Here is a 17606-nt window from a genome sequence, read left to right on the forward strand (position 1 = left end):
GGGCGGTGGCAGGCATCCGCACCCGCACCCGCACCCGCACCCGGCCTCGCCGCGAGCCCACCCGACGGGAGCTCGCGATCCGAGGCCTGGCCGTGCTGACCACCGTGGTGGTCCTGCTCGGGCTCGCCTACGCGAAGGTCACCGGCTCCGTGGGCGGCCAGCCCGAGGTCTCCGCCCAGCTACGCAACGCCGGAGGCTCGCTGCGCCCCGGATCGGACGTCAAGGTCCGCGGCGTCATCGTCGGCCGGGTCACGCGAGTCGACCGCGGACCCGACGGCGGGGTCCGGGTCGACATGGCCCTCAGGGAGGAGGCCCTCGGGCGCGTGCCCAACAACGTCGTCGCCCGCATCCTGCCCGCGACCGTCTTCGGCACGACCTTCGTCGACCTGGTCACGCACGGCGGGATCTCGACGGTCGGGCTGGTCGAGGGCGCGGTGATCCCCGCCGACCGCACGCAGGGCACCCTGGAGCTCCAGCAGGCGCTCGACGACATCGACCGCCTGGTCAAGGCGTTGGGTCCGGCGGAGCTCGCCTCGGCGATCGGCTCCGCGGCCGCCGCGCTCGACGGCCGCGGCGAGCAGGTCGGCCAGGTCATCGAGACCGCCGACGCCTACCTGGCCCGCCTCAACCCGCGCCTCCCGCTGCTGCGCTCCGACCTGCGCGGCCTGGCCGACAACCTGCGCATCGTCGACGAGATCGCACCCGACCTGCTCCAGGCCACCGAGGACGGGCTCGTCACGCTCGACACCGTCGTGACCCAGCAGGCCGCCATCACCGCCATCATCAGCGGCGGCACCGCCCTGGCACGCAGCGGCAGCGACTTCCTCGACGACAACCGGGCCGACCTGGTGCGGTTCGTCGACAACGCCGCGATCGTCCTGGACGCCGTCTACGACAACCGTCGCGCCGGGATCGGCGGCTCGATCGCGACCAACATCCTGCTCGGCGACCGCTTCCCGACCACGATCAGCAACGGCTTCGTCCGCACCGCGGGGTCGCTGCGCCTCGACGCGCCGGACTACTACACCCGCGGCGACCGTCCGTCGTACGGCGGTGGGGACTCGTCGCGGGCCTCCAGCCGGCTCGACGGGGCGACCTTCAGCCGCATGGTCGCCGAGGGGGGCCGATGACCGGCCTGCGCGGGATCGGCATCAAGTTCGCCGCCGTCGCCGTGACCGCCGGGTTCCTGCTGCTCCTGCTCGTCAACACGATGAACAACGGCGTCGACGGCGACACCCGCGGCTACGACGCGATGTTCGAGGACGTCAGCGGTCTGCGGGTCGGCGACGACGTCAAGGTCGCCGGGGTGCGCGTCGGACGGGTGGAGTCGATCGAGGTCGAGGACGACGGTGCCCGGGTGGGCTTCGACCTGCAGCAGACCCAGGCGCTGCTCGACACCACCAAGGTCGTCATGCGCTACCAGAACCTGCTCGGCCAGCGTTACCTCGCGCTGGTGCAGGCCGGGCGGCGCGGTGCTGTGCTGCCGGCCGACTCGCTGGTCCCGGTCGATCGCACCGACCCGGGCTTCGACCTGACCGAGCTGCTCAACGGTTTCCGCCCGCTCTTCGAGGTCCTGCAGCCCGCGGACGTCAACGCCTTGGCGACCTCCATGGTGAAGGTCCTCCAGGGGGAGGGCGGGACGGTGGAGGCCCTGCTCCAGCAGACCACCGAGCTGACCGGCTTCGTCGCGGACCGCGACCAGCTGATCGGGGAGGTCCTCACCAACCTCACCCCGGTCCTCGACAACCTCGCCGGTCGGGGCACCGAGCTGAGCGCCACCGTCACCGAGCTGCGGGCCCTGATGACCGGCCTCGCCCGCGACAGGCGGTCGATCGGTGCGTCCATCGACGGTGTGAGCCGGCTGGTGGGCTCGACGTCCGACCTGCTCCGCGACGTGAAGGACCCGGCCGTGCGCGCGCTGCGCCGCTTCGTCGTCGTCGCCGCGACGATGGCCAGGACCCGCGGGCAGCTCAACGAGGCCCTGCGCTCCTTCGGGCAGACGTTCGAGGCCCTCGGCCGCGCCACCTCCTACGAGAACGCGCTCAACGTCTACCTCTGCTCGCTGTCCTTCGAGGTCGGCGGCCGCACGTTCAACCCGGCCGGCAGCAACGGCCCCTGGTCGGAGGTCTGCCGATGAAGCCGCTCGCCACCCGTGACCCCTTCAAGGTCGGCCTCGTCGCGCTGATGCTCGGGCTCGCGCTCGCCCTGGGCGTGGTCGCACTCAGTGTCGTCTCGTTCGGCACGACCTCCTACCGCGCGGTCCTGGAGCACACGGCGGGGTTGCGCGAGGGGGAGTCGGTGCAGGTGCACGGTGTCGACGTCGGCAAGGTGACCAAGGTCGAGCTGGGTGACACCGACGTGGTGGTGACCTTCGTCGTCGACGAGGAGATCGAGCTGGGCTCCGAGACCCGGGCGGCCGTCAAGGTGGCGACGCTGCTCGGCACGCACTACCTCGAGGTCGACCCGCGCGGTGAGGGCGAGCTGGCCGGGGGAGAGATCCCGCTGGCGCGCACCTCGGTGCCCTACAACCTCCAGGACGTCATCGAGAACGGCACGACCAGGCTCGAGGAGCTCGACCCGGTCGTGCTGGCCCGGGCGCTCACCGAGGCGAGCAGGACCCTGTCGGCCGCGGGGGACGACGTGGGGCCGGCACTCGAGGGCGTGGCCCGGCTCTCCGAGGTGGTCACCCGGCGCTCCGACCAGACCGGCGCGCTGCTGCGGGCCGCCCGCAGCGTGACCGACCAGCTGTCCACCAGCAGCACCGACATCGTCGCGCTCATGGAGCAGACGACCCTGGTGCTGACGGAGGTCACCGACCGCCGTCGGGCGATCCGGCGGCTGCTGTCCGAGACCACCGAGCTGTCCCGGGCGTTGACCGCGATCGTCACGCAGACCCAGGGCAGCGTGCAGCCGGCCCTGCGCGACCTCAACCAGGCGCTGCGCGCCCTCAACTCCCAGGACCGCTCGTTGAAGAACGTCCTGCGCGTGATGGCACCCGCCGTGCGCTACATCGCCAACGCCACGGGCAGCGGTCCCTACGCCGACCTCTACCTCGACGACCCGGTCCTCCCGGCCGACGACACCCGTTGCCAGCTGACGGGAGGCTGCTGATGCGTGCCGGTCCCCGCCAGGTCCTGCGCCGCAACCTGGGGCTCGGCCTCGCCGCGGCCCTGGTCACCGCCCTCGCCGGGTGCGGCGTGCCCCTGGTGGGCGACGACACCATCGAGGTCACCGTGCTGCTGCCCGACACGGCGGGCCTGTTCGTCGGCAACGACGTGGGCGTGCTCGGTGTGCCCGTCGGCGAGATCAGCTCGATCGAGCCGGACGGGGAGCAGGTCCGCGTGGTCATCGAGATCGACGGCGAGCGCGCCGTGCCGGCCGACGTGGGCGCCGTGGTCGTCGCCCGGTCGGTGGCCACCGACCGCTACGTCGAGCTGACCCCGGTCTACGACGGCGGCGCCCGGCTCGACGACGGCGACACCATCGGGCTCGACCGCACCCGCACGCCTGTCGACTTCGACGAGGTGCTGGGCGCGCTCAACGAGTTCGCCACCGGCATCGCGGGCTCGCAGGAGACCACCGACGCCGTGCGGCGCTTCATCGAGAGCGGTGACGGGGCCCTGCGGGGCAACGGTCAGCTGGTCAACGACAGCATCCGTGCCCTGGCCGAGGCCGTCGACGGGGTCGCGGGTCAACGTGGGGACTTCACCAGCACGGTGGAGTCGCTCGACACCCTGGTCGGCACGATCGCGGCCAACGAGCAGACGGTGCGCACCTTCGTGCGCCAGGTCTCCCTCGGCTCCCGGCTCCTCGCCGACCAGCGCGAGAGCTTCCGCACCGCCCTGCGCTCGCTCGACCGGGCCGTGACCGTGGTCGCCGACTTCGCCGTGGCCAACCGGGCCCAGGTCGTGCGGGCCCTCGGGGGCACGACCGACCTGATGGAGACGATCATGGCCAAGCAGCGCGACCTGACCTCGATCCTCGAGGTCTTCCCGCTGGCCCTGCAGAACCTCGAGCGCGTCCCCGACGGCGGTCAGCTGCCGGTGCGCTTCCAGCCCACCTACCTCCTCCCGCTCGGGGCCGAGCTCGGCGACCTCTGCGCACGCCTGCCGCTCCAGCTGTGCGAGCTCATCGGCGGCACCGATCCCGGCAACCGCGCGCCCGCCGCCCGCACCCCTGCGGCCGCAGGGCAGGAGGCGGCCCGATGACTCGTCGTACGACGCCACTCGCGGCAGCGCTCGTCCTGCTGGCCGCGACGGGCTGCAGCGCCACCATCGACGACCTGCCGCTCCCCGGCACCGGGGTCTCCGGCGACACGATCACGGTCACGGCCGACTTCACCGAGGCCCTCAACCTCTCCGAGGGCGCGACGGTCAGGGTCAACGGCGTCGACAGCGGCAAGGTGCAGGACGTCACCGCGGTCGACTTCACCGCCCAGGCCGAGATGCTGGTCCGCACCGACGCCGAGCTGCGCCAGGGCGCGACCGCCCGCTTGCGCTACACGACGCCGCTGGGCGAGCTGTTCGTCGACATCACCAACCCCCGGCGCGGGGCGGTGCTCGAGGACGGGGCCGAGCTCACCCTCGACGACACGAGCACGGCACCGACCGTCGAGGACGCGCTCGCGCAGGCCTCGTTGCTCGTCAACGGTGGCGGGCTGGCGCAGCTCCAGACCGTCACCGAGGAGCTCAACACCATCGTCGGCGGCCGTGAGGGGACCGTGCGCTCCCTGCTCGACCGCTCCCGTGTCTTCCTGACCGAGGCCAACGCCAGCACCGCCGACATCGACCTGGCCCTGCGGTCGCTGCGATCGGTCGCGGTCACGCTGCGCGAGCGCGAGGACGTCATCAACCGCGCGGTCCGAGAGATCCGGCCGGCCGCGCGGGTGCTGCGACAACAGACGCCCGGCTTCACCCGGCTGCTCGAGGAGATCGAGTCGTTCTCGACGTCGGCCAGCGCCACCGTCGCCCAGACCCGCCGCCAGCTGCTTCAGATCGTCGACCAGGCGGGGCCCGTGCTCGACGAGCTGGCCGTCAACCGCGCCGACTACGCCGTCTCGCTCGAGCGGCTGATCACCCTCGGGGAGGTCGTGGACGACGTCGTGCCCGGCGACTACGTCTCGATCAGCCTCGCGATCCGCCTCGACGAGATCGCCCTTCCCGACCTCGGTGGCCTGCTGGACCTCCTCGGCCTCCCGCCACTGCCGGGGCTGCCGGACGTGCCGGGCCTACCGGACGTGCCGGGCCTGCCCGGAGCCGGACCCGGGAACGGGCCGGTCGACGGCGTCCTCGACGGGCTCACGCTCGGCGGCCTGCTCGGAGGTGACGCATGAGGCTTCTCCGCTCCGTCCTCGGCAGCTCGCTCTACCTCAGCCTCGTCGGCGTCATCGCCGTCTTCGCGGTCGGCGTCGCCTACCTCTTCGCTGCGGTGCTCGACCAACCGTTGACGGCCCGGCCCGTGGCGGTGACCGTGGAGCTCCCCGCGACGGGCGGGCTCTTCGAGGGGTCGGCCGTCACCTACCGCGGGGTCAAGATCGGCAAGGTCTCCTCGATCGACATGACCTCCGAGGGAGTGGAGGTGTCCCTGCGGCTGCGCTCCGGCACGGAGGTGCCGCGGGACTCGCTCGCCCAGGTGCGCAGCCTGTCGCCGGTGGGGGAGCAGTACCTCGACTTCCAGCCCACCTCGTCGGCCGGTCCCTACCTCGCCTCGGGCGACGTCGTCACCGCCGTGGCGACCGACCTGCCCCAGAGCCTCGGCTCCACGGTGGTTGCGGTCAACAAGGTGCTGCGCCAGATCGACGACCGCGCCCTGCGCCGCCTCCTGGTGGAGCTGAGCACGGGGCTGAAGGGCACCGGCGACGACCTCGGTCGCCTCGTCGACCAGGGGGCGGTGCTCCTGGCCGACCTGGACCGGATCTGGCCCGAGACGGAGCGTCTGCTCGTCAACAGCGACCGGATCCTCGACATCGCCCCGGACCAGGAGGGCGACCTGCGCAGCCTGGCCACCTCGGCCTGGGAGCTCGCGGCGTTCCTGCGCGACTACGACCCCGAGCTGCGCCGCACGCTCCGGCGCGCCCCGGCCCAGCTCGAGTCGCTCGACAGGTTGGTGCGAGATGCTCAGCGGGTGCTGCCCAGCTTCTTGTCCGTCGGGGTCTCCCTGACCGACATCCTCGCGTCCCACGACCCCCACCTGCGCGCGCTCCTGCAGGCCTATCCCGGCGGCCTCGGTGCGCTCGCCGAGTCCATCAAGGATGGCGAGCTCGACCTCCAGCTCATCGCCGACCAGAACCCCCGGTGCGACTACGGGACCTCGCGTCGCAGCCCGCGCAACTCCGATCGACGGCCGCTCGTCGAGGACGCGCGCTGCTCGGCGTCCTTCAGCACGCTCCAGCGCGGCGCCGCCCACGCCCCGGGTCCCGTCCGATGACGCGCTCGCGGGTGGCGGGGCTCCTGCTGGTCGGTGCCCTGGTGGCGTCGCTGGTGGTCAACGTGCTGCTGTGGCGCGACCGCCAGGAGGTCAGCGCCCTCGAGACGTCCCGGGCCGACGCGGAGGCCGCCGCACGCTCGGCGGTCGTGGAGATGACGTCCTACGACTTCCGCACCGTCGACGCGGACTTCGCCTGGGTCGAGGACGCCGGGACGCAGGAGTTCCAGGAGTTCTTCACCGCCGCGTCGACCAACGCCGTCGCCCTGATCAAGGAGCTCGAGGCGACCGCTCGCGGCACCGTCGTCGACGCGGCCACGGTCCTCGAGGACGAGACCCACGCCCGGGTCCTTCTCTTCGTCGACCAGGAGATCAGCTCGCAGGGGGAGGACGGCAGCAAGCTCGACCAACCCCGGGTCACCTTCGAGATGGTGCGTCAGGACGGCGACTGGCTCGTCGACGAGGTGCAGGTCAACAACCTGGTCGCCGAGTGACTCGCTAGATTGTCCGACGTGTCCCTGCGCCGCCCCTCCGCCACGCGGCTCCTGACCGTCGCCCGCAAGACCCTGCTGACCGTGCTGAGCGTCCAGCTCGGGGTCGCGATCGTGATGTCGTTGGTCGACTCCTACCGGCGCCGCGGCAAGAAGCCCAAGCCCTTCCCGGTGAGTGCCCCCAGCACGGTCGAGGTCGGCTTCGGGTCGGTGACGACGTACACGTTCGGCAAGGACCTCTACGACGACATGATCGCGGCCATCGAGGGCGCGAAGAAGCAGATCCTCTTCGAGACCTACATCTGGAAGGGCGACGCGACGGGCGAGCGGTTCAAGGACGCGCTCGCGGCAGCGGCCGACCGCGGCGTCGAGGTCTACTGCATCTACGACGGCTTCGCCAACCTCGTCGTGTCCCCGGTGTTCAAGCGCTTCCCGGACAACATGCTGGTGCTGCGCTACCCCGTCTACGCCGCCGGCTGGCGCTTCTTCGACCTCAGCCGCTACGGCCGCGACCACCGCAAGATCCTCGTCGTCGACGACAACACCGGCTTCGTGGGTGGCTACAACATCGGCTCGGCCTACGAGACCGAGTGGCGCGACACCCACGTGCGGATCACCGGCCCGGCCGTGTGGGACCTCAAGCGCGCCTTCGCCGACTTCTGGAACCTCAACAGGCGGCGCCGGATCCGGCACAGCGAGCGCCCGCTGCTGCTGGAGACCGCGTCCACCTGGGAGCCTCAGATCCGGGTGCAGCGCAACGTGCCGCGGCTCTGGATGTTCCCCATCCGGTCGATGTACATCGAGGCGATCAACCGCGCCAGCCGCAACGTGTGGATCACGACCGCCTACTTCACGCCCGACCAGGACTTCGTCGACGCGATGCGCCACGCCGCCCAGCGCGGGGTCGACGTGCGGCTGCTGCTGCCGCTGAAGTCCAACCACATCGTGGCCGACTGGATCTCGCGCGGCTACTTCACCCAGCTGCTCGACTCGGGCGTGCGGATCTTCCGCTACAAGGACGCGATGGTCCACGCCAAGACCGCCACCGTCGACGGCACGTGGACCACCGTGGGGACGGCCAACATCGACCGGCTCAGCCTCACCGGCAACTACGAGATCAACGTCGAGTTCATCGACGAGTCGCTGGCCAAGCAGCTGGAGCAGATCTTCTCCACCGACGAGGGCAACTGCCTGGAGCTGACCAGCCTCGAGTGGGAGGCCCGCGACCTGCACCGCAAGTTCACCGAGTACTTCCTCGCCCCGCTGCGACCGCTGCTCTGACGGGGCTCAGCCGGCGGCTCGGCACAGGGTCCGGGCCTCACCCATCGCCTGCCCGAGCGCCTCGGCCGACGAGACCGGGGCGGCGTAGCCGGAGCCGCCACCGAGCTCGGTGCGGAGGTTCTGGGTGATGGTGAGGATGCGGGTGTAGATGGCGAACTGGTCCTCGGGCAGGAGCTCGGTCTCGGCGATGGCTGCGATAGCGGGGACGTAGGCCTCGAGGGCGCTCAGCACCCGCTCGGAGTCCAGGTAGTCGTAGAACCCGTCCTCGCCCGGGGTCCCCTCGGCGAAGACCCCGGCCGCGCTGATCTCCGCCAGCGCGTTGTCGACGTCGGCGCTCGTGGTCGCGACGACGAACCTGCGGCAACCTGCGCTGCCGGCCCGACCCTCCTCGAGGTCCGCAGCAGCCTGGGCGACGGCCGCCGCCGCCCGGACCTCTGATCTAGGGTCGGTGCTGGTGCCGCCGAGCTGGGAGAAACCGACCAGCGCTGCCAGGAGGAGGATGCCGACGCTGATGGCGGCGCCGACCGAGGCCCGAGAAGGGTGCGTCATCGTTGATCTCTCGTCCGGAGGAGGTGGGGCGACAGTGTCTCAGGCGGCGCGTGAGACGACGACGATGGTGACGTCGTCGACGCTCGACAGCGTCCGGCTCTGCTCCGCCACCTCGGCGACCAGCTCGGCCGGGTCGTCGTACTTGCGGACCAGCGTGCTGATGCGGTCCACCACCCGCGTGGACCGCGTCATGCGTGCCGCGCAGGGAGGCCCGGACCCCGGCCCCGATGAGTGCGGCCGCCGTGCCCTTGCCCATGAAGTCGCCCAGGCGCACCAGACTGCCTGGAGCTGACCAGCCTCGAGTGGGAGGCCCGCGACCTGCACCGCAAGTTCACCGAGTACTTCCTCGCCCCGCTGCGACCGCTGCTCTGACTCAGAGCCAGGGTGGCCGCATCTGTCGACGCCGGTAGCGCAGTGCGGCGATGCCGCCGACCAGGAGCAGCGTCGCGGCCCCGAGGGCGGACAGCTCCGGCAGTGACAGGCCGAAGGCGCCCTGGGCGCGACGCGAGGACGCCTCGGTGTCGTCCCGGCGGGAGTCGTCGCCCGACGACGCGTCCGGGACGGCTCCCGGTCGACCGGCGGCACCGGCGGGACCGGAGTCCGCCACGGCCACGGGTGCGACCGGTCCGAGGTCGAACGGTCCGGCCTCGAGTGCTGCGGCCATCTGTCGTCCGAGCCCGCGTTGGGGTGCCAGCCCCCAGCGCACGATGCTGTCGGCCTCGGGCTCGAAGCGGGTGTCCTCGAGCCAGACCACCGCCCGGATCTGGGGGCGGAACCGCACGGCGTTCGCCACCCGTTGCAGCCAGGCCCGTTTGAGGGCACGCTCGGCGACGCCCGGCCCCTGAGGGTTGTAGAGGGCGCCGGTGAGCAGGAGCATCGGGTGACCTGCCCGGTCGGCGTAGCGGGTGTAGAACGACTCACGGTCGGTCGCGCGGGCATAGCCGAACCGGTCGTCGAGGCGATCCTTCAGCTCGTCGCGCCCCGGTAGCGTGTTGTCGCCGAAGCGCTGGCGCACGCCGTAGCGCAGGACCGAGAGCCCCACCCAGTCGACGGCCTCGTCTCCGGGGAAGTACGGCGCGTAGGGGTCGTCCTGCTCGTCGAGCCGACCGTTCGCGTCGGTGTCCAGGGCTCGACGTTCCGCCGGGGAGACCGTCGAACCCACGACGGCTCCGCGCACGACGTCATTGATCGACCCACCGAAGGGGTACCCCGCTCCGTAGGCCGGCGCCCACACCGTCTCGGCTGCCAACGAGCCGGTGTGCACGGCATCGGCCAGGTCGCGGAATGCGGCTACGTAGGCCCGCGGTCGCTGGCCCCACGGGGTCCACGAGCCGTTCATCTCGGGCGCGAACCGCAGCAGGAAGCGAGTGCCGTGACGCTCCGTCAGCCAGTTGAGCGCCGTGACGAGGCGACGAGCGTCGAGCGCGCCGAGCTGCTCGAGGGGAGTCGACGGCTGCAGCGCGAGGACCACCACGGCCTTGTTGGCTGATGCCTGCCGCGACAGGTCGGTGACAGCCTGCCGAGCGGACCTGTCGAGGGGGTACGTGATGGACCCGGCGACGAGCGCCACCCGGGAGTCGAGGCGCTCGGTGTAACGCGCCATGGAGTCGTTTCGCAGGTCCAGCTCGGCGCCGAACCACGGCTGCCCGGCACTCGGAGCAGGGAGCGCACCCTCGCCCGCGTAAGCCGGAGCCAGGGCACCGCCCGTCGTCAGCGCGACGAGGGTCGCAAGAGCACTGGCTCTCCGCACGAGTCGGGCGTGCCATGCCCGCCGCCCGTGCTGGGGGTCGTTCAGATCGCGCACAGCAGGCTCCAGTAGTTGCGGCCGTCGCGCCGGTCGTAGACCAGCTCGTCGACGGCGGCCAGCGCCATCGCCAGCCCTCGTCCCGACTCGGCTGTCTCGTCCGGCATGGTGACCGTGCTGAGGTCGATCTCAGCTGGCCGCCCGTCGTCGCAGAACCCGACGACGACGCCGTCCGCATGCACACCGAGGGTGGTGGTGAGCCGACGGCTGCCCCGCGTCTCGGCGAGCGACCCGTCGTGCTTGAAGGCGTGCTCCACGATGTTCGCCATCACCTCGATGGCCGCCGTCTCGACCCGAAGGCGGCACGCCGGGTCGACCTGGGGGTTCTGCTGCCACAGGTGCTCGAGCAGGGTGTGGGTCAGATCGATGCTCTCCACCGACGCGGGGGCCGAGAGCTCCAGGTGCCCCGTCAGGTCACCCATCCGCGCATCACTCATGGAACGCGAGCTCCACCGAATCGCGGGGACGAAGGATCTTGTCCAGGTTGGTGATCTGCAGGACCGCGAGGACGGGCTCCGTGGGCCGCACGATGCGCAGGTCCCCACCCATCTGGCGGGTGCTCTTGACCCCGCCGATCAGCGCCCCCAGGCCGGACGAGTCGACGAAGGTCGTCTCGGCGAGGTCGACCACGATCTGGTGCACCCCGTCGGAGGACAGCGTGGTCAGGATGTCCTTCAGCTGACGGGCGGCGACCATGTTGAGCCGGCCCCGAGGGGTCACCGCTCCCACTCCGGACTCGAGGGTCCGGACGTCGAACTCGATCATGATGCTCCTTGCTTGTCGTGCCGCGCTGGTGCGGCACCGGGGATGTGGGCGGCGTCGCCGGGCTCGAAGCCCCGATAGCGAGCCGCCTTGACGATGACGGAGAGGAGGGCCAGGTCGAACCCCACCCATAGGAAGTTGAACAGGGTGGGCAGGAGCTCGGCATCGCCGATGATCACCCGGAAGGTGCCGATGACGACCGCGACGAGCAGTGCTCCGATGGCGATCAGCTGAGGACGGATCAGGTGGTAGGCGGGTCCGGTAGGTGAGCGCTTCTCCTTCGGAGTGACCGCGAAGTCGAGGCTGCGTCCCAGGTAGACGTTGCCGAAGGCGGTCGTGAAGGCCTTGATCCACGTGGGGAACAGGGCCAGGGAGTACTGCTGGCCCCGCCACGTGGGACGACCTGCCGAGACCACCACGAACAGCAGCTGGTTGATCACCAGGAACGGCACGAGCCGGATGAAGAAGTCGCTGGAGAGGGCCTCGACGGGCAGCGTGCCGAAGACCAGGAACAGGATGGGAGCGACCAGGTAGACGACGGCCGCGAAGCCTGAGAGGTAGCTCCACATCGTCGAGAAGTACATGAGGCGCTGCGCCCAGGTCAGGCGCTTCTGACTCAGCGGGTTCTCGCGGAAGAGCACCTGCATCGTGCCCTGCGCCCACCGCAGCCTCTGGGTGAGCATGGTCTCGAGATCCTCGGGCGCGAGCCCGAACGCGAGCGGGTCGTCGTGGTAGGCCGACTTCCACCCGAGGCTGTGCATCCTCATGCAGGTGGCCATGTCCTCGGTCACGCTGATGGTCGCCATCGGCATCACCGCCTGGGCCTCCCCGCCACGGTCGACGTCGACCGCGTCGACGAGCTTGGTGACGGACTCGATAGCGCCCATCGGAGACCAGTCTCGCTGCGACATCTGCCGCAGGGCCTCCTGGTTGTCGTCCACGGAGAAGTCCGCGCTGCCTTCCAGGGACTCGAGGGTGGCGATCTCCTCCAGGTCTGCCGCGAGGGCCGCCATGTCGGCGTCCACCATCCGGCGGCGGACCGTGTCCACGTTGCGCTGGAAGGTGTAGGTGACGTCGAACAGGGCCTCACCGGCGGCCAGCTGCTTGCGTGCGTCCTTGACCAGGGCCTCGACCTCCGCGAGCGCCTCGCGCGTCACCGTCTCGTCCTTGGGAACCTGCTTGCGGGCCTTGCGCAGCACCGACTTCCCGAAGTAGAGCGTCTGGTAGACGCGCAGGGCGATCTCGCCCGCGTAGCGCGCCACGCCGATCTGCACCAGGGCCTCGCGTCGGATGACGGCGTTGGAGCCGCAGAAGAACGCCGCGTTCCAGCCGTCCTTGCTCTGCTGGATCGGCCCGTAGAAGAGCGGAGCCTGGCTGCCGAGCGGATCGCTGGCGGGGACGTTGACGAAGTACTGCGGTGTCTGGACCAGGCCCATCCGCTCGTCGCGGAAGTAGCCCAGTGTCTCGTCGAGGATCCGCGGTGTCGGCACCTGGTCGGCATCCAGGATCAGCAGGAACTCCCCATCGGTCTGGACGAGGGCGTTGTTCAGGTTGCCCGCCTTGGCGTGCCGCGGCATGTTGGCCCACTCCTCGGAGCGGGTGATCCAGCCGATGCCGTGCTCCTCGGCGGCGGCCCGCATCTCGGGTCGGTTGCCGTCGTCGAGCACCCAGGTCCGGTGGGGGTAGCGGATCGCCTTCGCTGCGATGGCCGTCCGCATCACGAGGTCGATGGGCTCGTTGTAGGTGGTGATCAGGACGTCCACGGTGAGGCCGTCCTCCGGTGCCGGAGGTGTGGGTCGCTCCTTGAGCCTCCAGATGCCCAGTCCGAACAGGAGTGAGTCGACGAGCGAGAAGGTCTCGGCCATCACGAGGGGGATGCCGATGTACCACGCGTCGAAGTTGATCGAGAAGAGCCATCGCCACGTCACGTAGTTGATCCCGGTCAGCGCCACGAGCACGACGATGACGCGGATGAGCAGCAGTCGCCTGGACACGGACCTCACTCTCCCGTTGCGCAGGAGAGCACGACGATGGTGACGTCGTCGATGGTCGAGAGCAGCCGGCTCTGCTCGGACACCTCGGCGATCAGGTCGGCCGGATCGTCGTACTTCCGGACCAGGGCGCTGACCCGGTCCACCCAGCCGGGGCTGTCGCCCACGAGGTCGAGGAGGCCGTCGCTGAAGACGACCAGGCGATCACCCGGCCGGACCTCGTCGCGGTGCTCGGTCCAGTGGTCGCCCGGGAGGATGCCGAGCGGTCGGTCCTGGCCCAGGAGGTGCACCACCTCGCCCTCGGACCGCACCAGCAGCGCGAGGCCCGAGCCCGCGTCGACGTAGCGCAGCGTCCCGTCCTCCAGGTCGACCGCAGCCTCGAACAGGGTCGAGAAGGCGGACGTGCGCTCCAGGTCGGGCTCCATCACCCGGGCTGCGCGGGTGACGGTGACCCCGAGGTCGACGCCCGCGTTGATCGCGTCGTTGGTGCCCCGCAGGCAGGCACGCACGCCGGCGCCGATCAGGGCTGCTGCGGTGCCCTTGCCCATCACGTCGCCCAGGCGCACGGACGCGACGTGGGTGGAGATGTCGTAGTCGTAGAAGTCGCCACCGATGGCGGAGGCCGGCACGCAGTTGCCCTCGATGCGCCACACCCCGTGCGAGACGGGCCCCGGCGGCAGGAGGGCCGACTGCGCCTCGCCGGCCAGCCGCATCTCGGCGGCTCCGACGAGCTCCTGCTCGGCCCACGACGCGAGCTCGAGGAAGAGCGCGAGCTCCTCGTCCCTGAGGGTCCTGGTCTCCATGTCCGCCATGCACAGCGAAGCGACGACCGTGCCGTGGACGTCGCGCAGCGGTTGCCCTACGTAGAACCTGATGCCGTCCTCCTGGACGGCACGCTTCTCGGAGAACCGGTCGTCGAGGCGGGCGTCCTCGACCACGACCGTCGCGCCGAGGGCCTGGGTCACCTCGCAGAAGGTGTCGCTCACCGCCATGTCCTCGCCGTCGGTGCCGGTGCTGGCGGGGAAGCTGGCCCGGTCCCCGTCGAGGACGGTCACGGTGCTGATCGGGAGCCCGAGTGCCTGGGTGACCAGGTCGGTGATCCTGTTCAGTCGTGCCGATCCCATCGTCTCAGCGAGGCCGAGGCTCGCGAGGGCCCGCTCACGGCGTGCGGCATCGTTGTCGTTCAAGGCAGACCCCATGTCTGTGTCGCGACCAGTCCACGATGGACGACGCCCGGGCCTGGGTCCGGTCGTCATGTGCTGGTTCAGACTATTAACCCTAAAGTCATCCCCAAGTTTGGGAAGAAACTTATGCACTTTCGATGACGTGGCTCACACCCTCGCTGACGTTGGTCGTGGTTCCGATGGAGCCGTTTCTCCCGACACGGCCTCGCTGTCGACGGACCCCGACACGGCGGTCAGGAGGAGCACGCCGAACGGTGCGCCGCTGACGGCTACGGGGCACTGTCGGTGGCCGCCCGTAGGCTGGATCCATGCGTCCTGTCACCGACCTCGAGCGCCGCGTCGCGCCCTTCCACGTGGAGGCCGACTACGAGCCCAGCGGCGACCAACCGGCGGCGATCAAGGAGATCACCAAGCGCATCAACGGCGGGGTCCAGGACGTCGTGCTGCTCGGTGCCACAGGCACGGGCAAGACCGCGACGGTCGCGTGGGTGGCCGAGCAGGTGCAGCGCCCGATGCTGGTGCTCCAGCCCAACAAGACGCTGGCCGCCCAGTTCGCCAACGAGCTGCGCCAGCTCTTCCCGGAGAACGCGGTCGAATACTTCGTCTCCTACTACGACTACTACCAGCCCGAGGCCTACGTCCCCCAGACCGACACCTACATCGAGAAGGACTCCTCCATCAACGAGGAGGTCGAGCGACTGCGGCACTCGGCGACCAACTCGCTGCTGACCCGCCGCGACGTCATCGTCGTCTCGACGGTCTCCTGCATCTACGGCCTCGGCACCCCCCAGGAGTACGTCGACCGCATGCTGCGGCTGCGTGTGGGCGAGGAGCGCGACCGCGACTCGATCCTGCGCCAGCTCGTCGAGATCCAATACACGCGCAACGACATGTCCTTCACCCGTGGCACCTTCCGGGTCCGAGGCGACACCCTGGAGATCTTCCCGGTCTACGAGGAGCACGCGGTCCGCATCGAGTTCTTCGGCGACGAGATCGAGCGGCTGATGTCGCTCCACCCCGTCACCGGTGAGGTGCTCACCGAGGACACCGAGCTCTACGTCTTCCCCGCGACCCACTACGTCGCCGGCCCGGAGCGGATGGAGCGGGCGATCGCCGGCATCGAGGCAGAGCTCGAGGAGCAGCTCGCGACCTTCGAGAAGCAGGGCAAGCTCCTGGAGGCGCAGCGCCTGCGCATGCGCACGACCTACGACGTCGAGATGATGCGGCAGGTCGGGTCCTGCTCCGGCATCGAGAACTACTCGATGCACATGGACGGCCGCTCGCGCGGCTCGGCGCCCAACTGCCTGCTCGACTACTTCCCCGAGGACTACCTCGTCGTGGTCGACGAGTCGCACGTGGCGGTGCCGCAGATCGGCGGGATGTACGAGGGCGACATGTCGCGCAAGCGCAACCTGGTCGACCACGGCTTCCGGCTGCCCAGCGCGATGGACAACCGGCCCCTGCGCTGGGAGGAGTTCCTCGAGCGGATCGGCCAGACGATCTACCTCTCGGCGACGCCCGGCAACTACGAGCTCGACAAGGTCACCGGACCCGACGGTCAGCCCGACACGGTCCAGCAGATCATCCGTCCGACCGGCCTGATCGACCCGGAGGTCGTCATCAAGCCGACCAAGGGTCAGATCGACGACCTGATCCACGAGATCCGCACCCGGGCCGACAAGCACGAGCGGGTCCTGGTCACGACGCTGACCAAGAAGATGTCCGAGGACCTCACCGACTACCTCCTCGACGCCGGTATCCGCACCCGCTACCTCCACTCCGAGGTCGACACCCTCAAGCGCATCGAGCTCCTGCGCGACCTGCGCCTGGGCGAGTACGACGTGCTGGTCGGCATCAACCTGCTCCGCGAGGGCCTCGACCTGCCGGAGGTGTCCTTGGTCTCGATCCTCGACGCCGACAAGGAGGGCTTCCTGCGCTCCGACAAGTCCCTCATCCAGACTATCGGCCGAGCCGCTCGCAACGTGTCGGGCCAGGTCCACATGTATGCCGACAAGATCACCCCGTCCATGGAGAGGGCGATCGACGAGACCAACCGTCGTCGCGCGATCCAGGTCGCCTACAACACCGAGCACGGCATCGACCCCACCCCGCTGCGCAAGAAGATCGCCGACATCACCGAGATGCTGGCCCGCGAGGACGAGAACACCCAGGAGCTCCTCGAGACCTGGGCCGGCACGGCGGCCAAGGGCCGGGCCGGGGGAGTGAAGGCCAAGCAGCCGGTCCCCGGATTGTCCAAGGCCGCGTCCGGCCAGCACGCCAAGGACCTGGCCGGGATGCCGAGCTCCGAGCTCGCCTCACTCATCCAGGAGCTCACCGACCAGATGAAGGCCGCCGCCGCCGAGCTGCAGTTCGAGGTCGCCGCCCGGATGCGCGACGAGATCTCCGACCTGAAGAAGGAGCTGCGGCAGATGATGGAAGCCACCAAGTAGTCGCCAGCTGCTCGGGCGCACCTGGTGGGAAGTCCGGCCGAGCGGGCGTTCCGCAGGATCTCGTGTCAGCCCCTTCGCAGAAGTGGAGCTGGAGTGGTGCATCTGCGATGGCTGGGGCACGGCCCCAGACGCCGAGTCGTTCGAGGACCCGGAGACCGCCGAGCGAGACCAATAGCGGCAGCTCTGGGGGGAGATGCTTCGACCGTCCGACCCAGGTCGAGGTCGCGCTTGTCGCCTGGAACCACTCCACCGACACGTTCCGTGGGAGAAGCATCCGGCGGGGTGCAGTCGTCGTCACGCGTCGCCTGTGTCGCCGGGCCGGATCGTCGTCGAGCCTGCGTCGCCCATCGGGTGCACACCTCGCCCACGGTCGACGCGATCGCCGAGGCCAAGGAGCGGGCAGTCGCCGAGCAGGTCACTGTCGTCTAGGCGCGGTCGCTGCTCGCTTCCCGGGGCTGCCGCTCGACGAGTTGCGGTCGAGCAGTCGACTCGCCCTCTGGCGACATCACCCGTCGACGGCCGCGCAGGACACGAAGAAGTCGCGCCTCTTCCACCGCGGCTGTCGCCGGTGACGTGAAGCGAGCTCTCAGGTCACGTCACTTCCCGGACCCGTCGTAAGGCAGGCCGTTGAGCACCAGGACCTGCGCCGGCGCGGTGTCGGGCGCGACGAT

The 17606-nt window shown here is 70.2% G+C and carries 17 protein-coding genes; 10 read left to right on the plus strand and 7 right to left on the minus strand.

All coding sequences use genetic code 11. The annotated features are described in order from the left end of the window. The first annotated feature begins 5 nt into the window (after positions 1–5). From RMN98_RS11585 to RMN98_RS11620, 8 genes are read left to right on the plus strand one after another with little or no spacing between them, the layout of a single operon-like run. Positions 6–1130, plus strand: a complete 1125-nt coding sequence (locus RMN98_RS11585; protein WP_309648970.1) for an MCE family protein — start codon at positions 6–8, stop codon at positions 1128–1130. After that, positions 1127–2137 carry an MlaD family protein gene (locus RMN98_RS11590; RefSeq protein WP_309648971.1) on the plus strand — a complete coding sequence of 337 codons (1011 nt, stop codon included), beginning with the start codon at positions 1127–1129 and terminating at the stop codon, positions 2135–2137. Before RMN98_RS11585 ends, RMN98_RS11590 begins: the two co-directional genes overlap by 4 nt. Beyond that, positions 2134–3111 (plus strand): MCE family protein, encoded by a 978-nt coding sequence (locus RMN98_RS11595; protein WP_309648972.1) that lies wholly within the window; start codon positions 2134–2136, stop codon positions 3109–3111. Before RMN98_RS11590 ends, RMN98_RS11595 begins: the two co-directional genes overlap by 4 nt. Further along, positions 3111–4208, plus strand: coding sequence for an MCE family protein (locus RMN98_RS11600; RefSeq protein ID WP_309648973.1), 1098 nt, complete (start codon positions 3111–3113; stop codon positions 4206–4208). Before RMN98_RS11595 ends, RMN98_RS11600 begins: the two co-directional genes overlap by 1 nt. Continuing rightward, complete coding sequence (locus RMN98_RS11605; RefSeq protein WP_309648974.1) at positions 4205–5332, plus strand: MCE family protein; 1128 nt, start codon at positions 4205–4207, stop codon at positions 5330–5332. The genes RMN98_RS11600 and RMN98_RS11605 overlap by 4 nt, the downstream gene beginning before the upstream one ends. Beyond that, positions 5329–6426 carry an MlaD family protein gene (locus RMN98_RS11610; RefSeq protein ID WP_309648975.1) on the plus strand — a complete coding sequence of 366 codons (1098 nt, stop codon included), beginning with the start codon at positions 5329–5331 and terminating at the stop codon, positions 6424–6426. Before RMN98_RS11605 ends, RMN98_RS11610 begins: the two co-directional genes overlap by 4 nt. After that, the gene (locus RMN98_RS11615; protein WP_309648976.1) at positions 6423–6917 is read left to right on the plus strand and encodes a hypothetical protein; all 495 of its coding nucleotides are present in this window, start codon (positions 6423–6425) and stop codon (positions 6915–6917) included. The genes RMN98_RS11610 and RMN98_RS11615 overlap by 4 nt, the downstream gene beginning before the upstream one ends. An 18-nt stretch (positions 6918–6935) precedes the next feature. Beyond that, the gene (locus RMN98_RS11620; protein WP_309648977.1) at positions 6936–8195 is read left to right on the plus strand and encodes a phospholipase D-like domain-containing protein; all 1260 of its coding nucleotides are present in this window, start codon (positions 6936–6938) and stop codon (positions 8193–8195) included. A gap of 6 nt (positions 8196–8201) precedes the next feature. Here RMN98_RS11620 and RMN98_RS11625 read toward each other — a convergent pair whose 3' ends face one another. The 7 genes from RMN98_RS11625 to RMN98_RS11655 all read right to left on the minus strand — a co-directional run bounded on the left by RMN98_RS11625 (position 8202) and on the right by RMN98_RS11655 (position 14488). Beyond that, the gene (locus RMN98_RS11625; RefSeq protein ID WP_309648978.1) at positions 8202–8744 is read right to left on the minus strand and encodes a hypothetical protein; all 543 of its coding nucleotides are present in this window, start codon (positions 8742–8744) and stop codon (positions 8202–8204) included. 39 nt (positions 8745–8783) lie between these two features. Then, complete coding sequence (locus tag RMN98_RS11630; protein ID WP_309648979.1) at positions 8784–8936, minus strand: hypothetical protein; 153 nt, start codon at positions 8934–8936, stop codon at positions 8784–8786. A gap of 181 nt (positions 8937–9117) precedes the next feature. After that, a complete protein-coding gene (locus tag RMN98_RS11635) occupies positions 9118–10347 on the minus strand; it encodes a hypothetical protein (RefSeq protein WP_309648980.1) in 1230 nt (409 codons plus the stop codon). Positions 10348–10535: 188 nt separating this feature from the next. Continuing rightward, on the minus strand, positions 10536–10970 hold the full coding sequence (locus tag RMN98_RS11640; RefSeq protein WP_309648981.1) for an ATP-binding protein: 435 nt from the start codon (positions 10968–10970) through the stop codon (positions 10536–10538). A gap of 7 nt (positions 10971–10977) precedes the next feature. After that, a complete protein-coding gene (locus RMN98_RS11645; RefSeq protein ID WP_309648982.1) occupies positions 10978–11313 on the minus strand; it encodes an STAS domain-containing protein in 336 nt (111 codons plus the stop codon). Then, positions 11310–13304 carry a glycosyltransferase family 2 protein gene (locus RMN98_RS11650; RefSeq protein ID WP_309648983.1) on the minus strand — a complete coding sequence of 665 codons (1995 nt, stop codon included), beginning with the start codon at positions 13302–13304 and terminating at the stop codon, positions 11310–11312. Before RMN98_RS11650 ends, RMN98_RS11645 begins: the two co-directional genes overlap by 4 nt. Positions 13305–13309: 5 nt before the next feature. After that, positions 13310–14488, minus strand: a complete 1179-nt coding sequence (locus tag RMN98_RS11655; protein WP_309648984.1) for a SpoIIE family protein phosphatase — start codon at positions 14486–14488, stop codon at positions 13310–13312. Positions 14489–14793: 305 nt separating this feature from the next. On the opposite strand from RMN98_RS11655, the gene uvrB reads away from it, so the two are divergent. Continuing rightward, on the plus strand, positions 14794–16935 hold the full coding sequence (gene uvrB / locus RMN98_RS11660; protein WP_309648985.1) for an excinuclease ABC subunit UvrB: 2142 nt from the start codon (positions 14794–14796) through the stop codon (positions 16933–16935). 261 nt (positions 16936–17196) lie between these two features. Continuing rightward, positions 17197–17364: a hypothetical protein gene (locus RMN98_RS11665; RefSeq protein ID WP_309648986.1), complete on the plus strand. Its 168-nt coding sequence runs from the start codon at positions 17197–17199 to the stop codon at positions 17362–17364. Positions 17365–17606: the final 242 nt, after the last annotated feature.

The organism is Nocardioides sp. (assembly GCF_031397825.1).
In the GTDB taxonomy this organism is placed as follows: domain Bacteria; phylum Actinomycetota; class Actinomycetes; order Propionibacteriales; family Nocardioidaceae; genus Nocardioides.

Bases quoted from the DNA above. Each gene is read 5' to 3' on its own strand.
- RMN98_RS11600 (WP_309648973.1), top strand. From the start codon at position 3,111: ATGCGTGCCGGTCCCCGCCAGGTCCTGCGCCGCAACCTGGGGCTCGGC.
- RMN98_RS11625 (WP_309648978.1), bottom strand. From the start codon at position 8,744: ATGACGCACCCTTCTCGGGCCTCGGTCGGCGCCGCCATCAGCGTCGGC.
- RMN98_RS11605 (WP_309648974.1), top strand. From the start codon at position 4,205: ATGACTCGTCGTACGACGCCACTCGCGGCAGCGCTCGTCCTGCTGGCC.
- RMN98_RS11610 (WP_309648975.1), top strand. From the start codon at position 5,329: ATGAGGCTTCTCCGCTCCGTCCTCGGCAGCTCGCTCTACCTCAGCCTC.
- RMN98_RS11595 (WP_309648972.1), top strand. From the start codon at position 2,134: ATGAAGCCGCTCGCCACCCGTGACCCCTTCAAGGTCGGCCTCGTCGCG.
- RMN98_RS11635 (WP_309648980.1), bottom strand. From the start codon at position 10,347: ATGGCGCGTTACACCGAGCGCCTCGACTCCCGGGTGGCGCTCGTCGCC.
- RMN98_RS11590 (WP_309648971.1), top strand. From the start codon at position 1,127: ATGACCGGCCTGCGCGGGATCGGCATCAAGTTCGCCGCCGTCGCCGTG.
- RMN98_RS11645 (WP_309648982.1), bottom strand. From the start codon at position 11,313: ATGATCGAGTTCGACGTCCGGACCCTCGAGTCCGGAGTGGGAGCGGTG.
- uvrB (WP_309648985.1), top strand. From the start codon at position 14,794: ATGCGTCCTGTCACCGACCTCGAGCGCCGCGTCGCGCCCTTCCACGTG.
- RMN98_RS11640 (WP_309648981.1), bottom strand. From the start codon at position 10,970: ATGGGTGACCTGACGGGGCACCTGGAGCTCTCGGCCCCCGCGTCGGTG.
- RMN98_RS11630 (WP_309648979.1), bottom strand. From the start codon at position 8,936: ATGACGCGGTCCACGCGGGTGGTGGACCGCATCAGCACGCTGGTCCGC.
- RMN98_RS11615 (WP_309648976.1), top strand. From the start codon at position 6,423: ATGACGCGCTCGCGGGTGGCGGGGCTCCTGCTGGTCGGTGCCCTGGTG.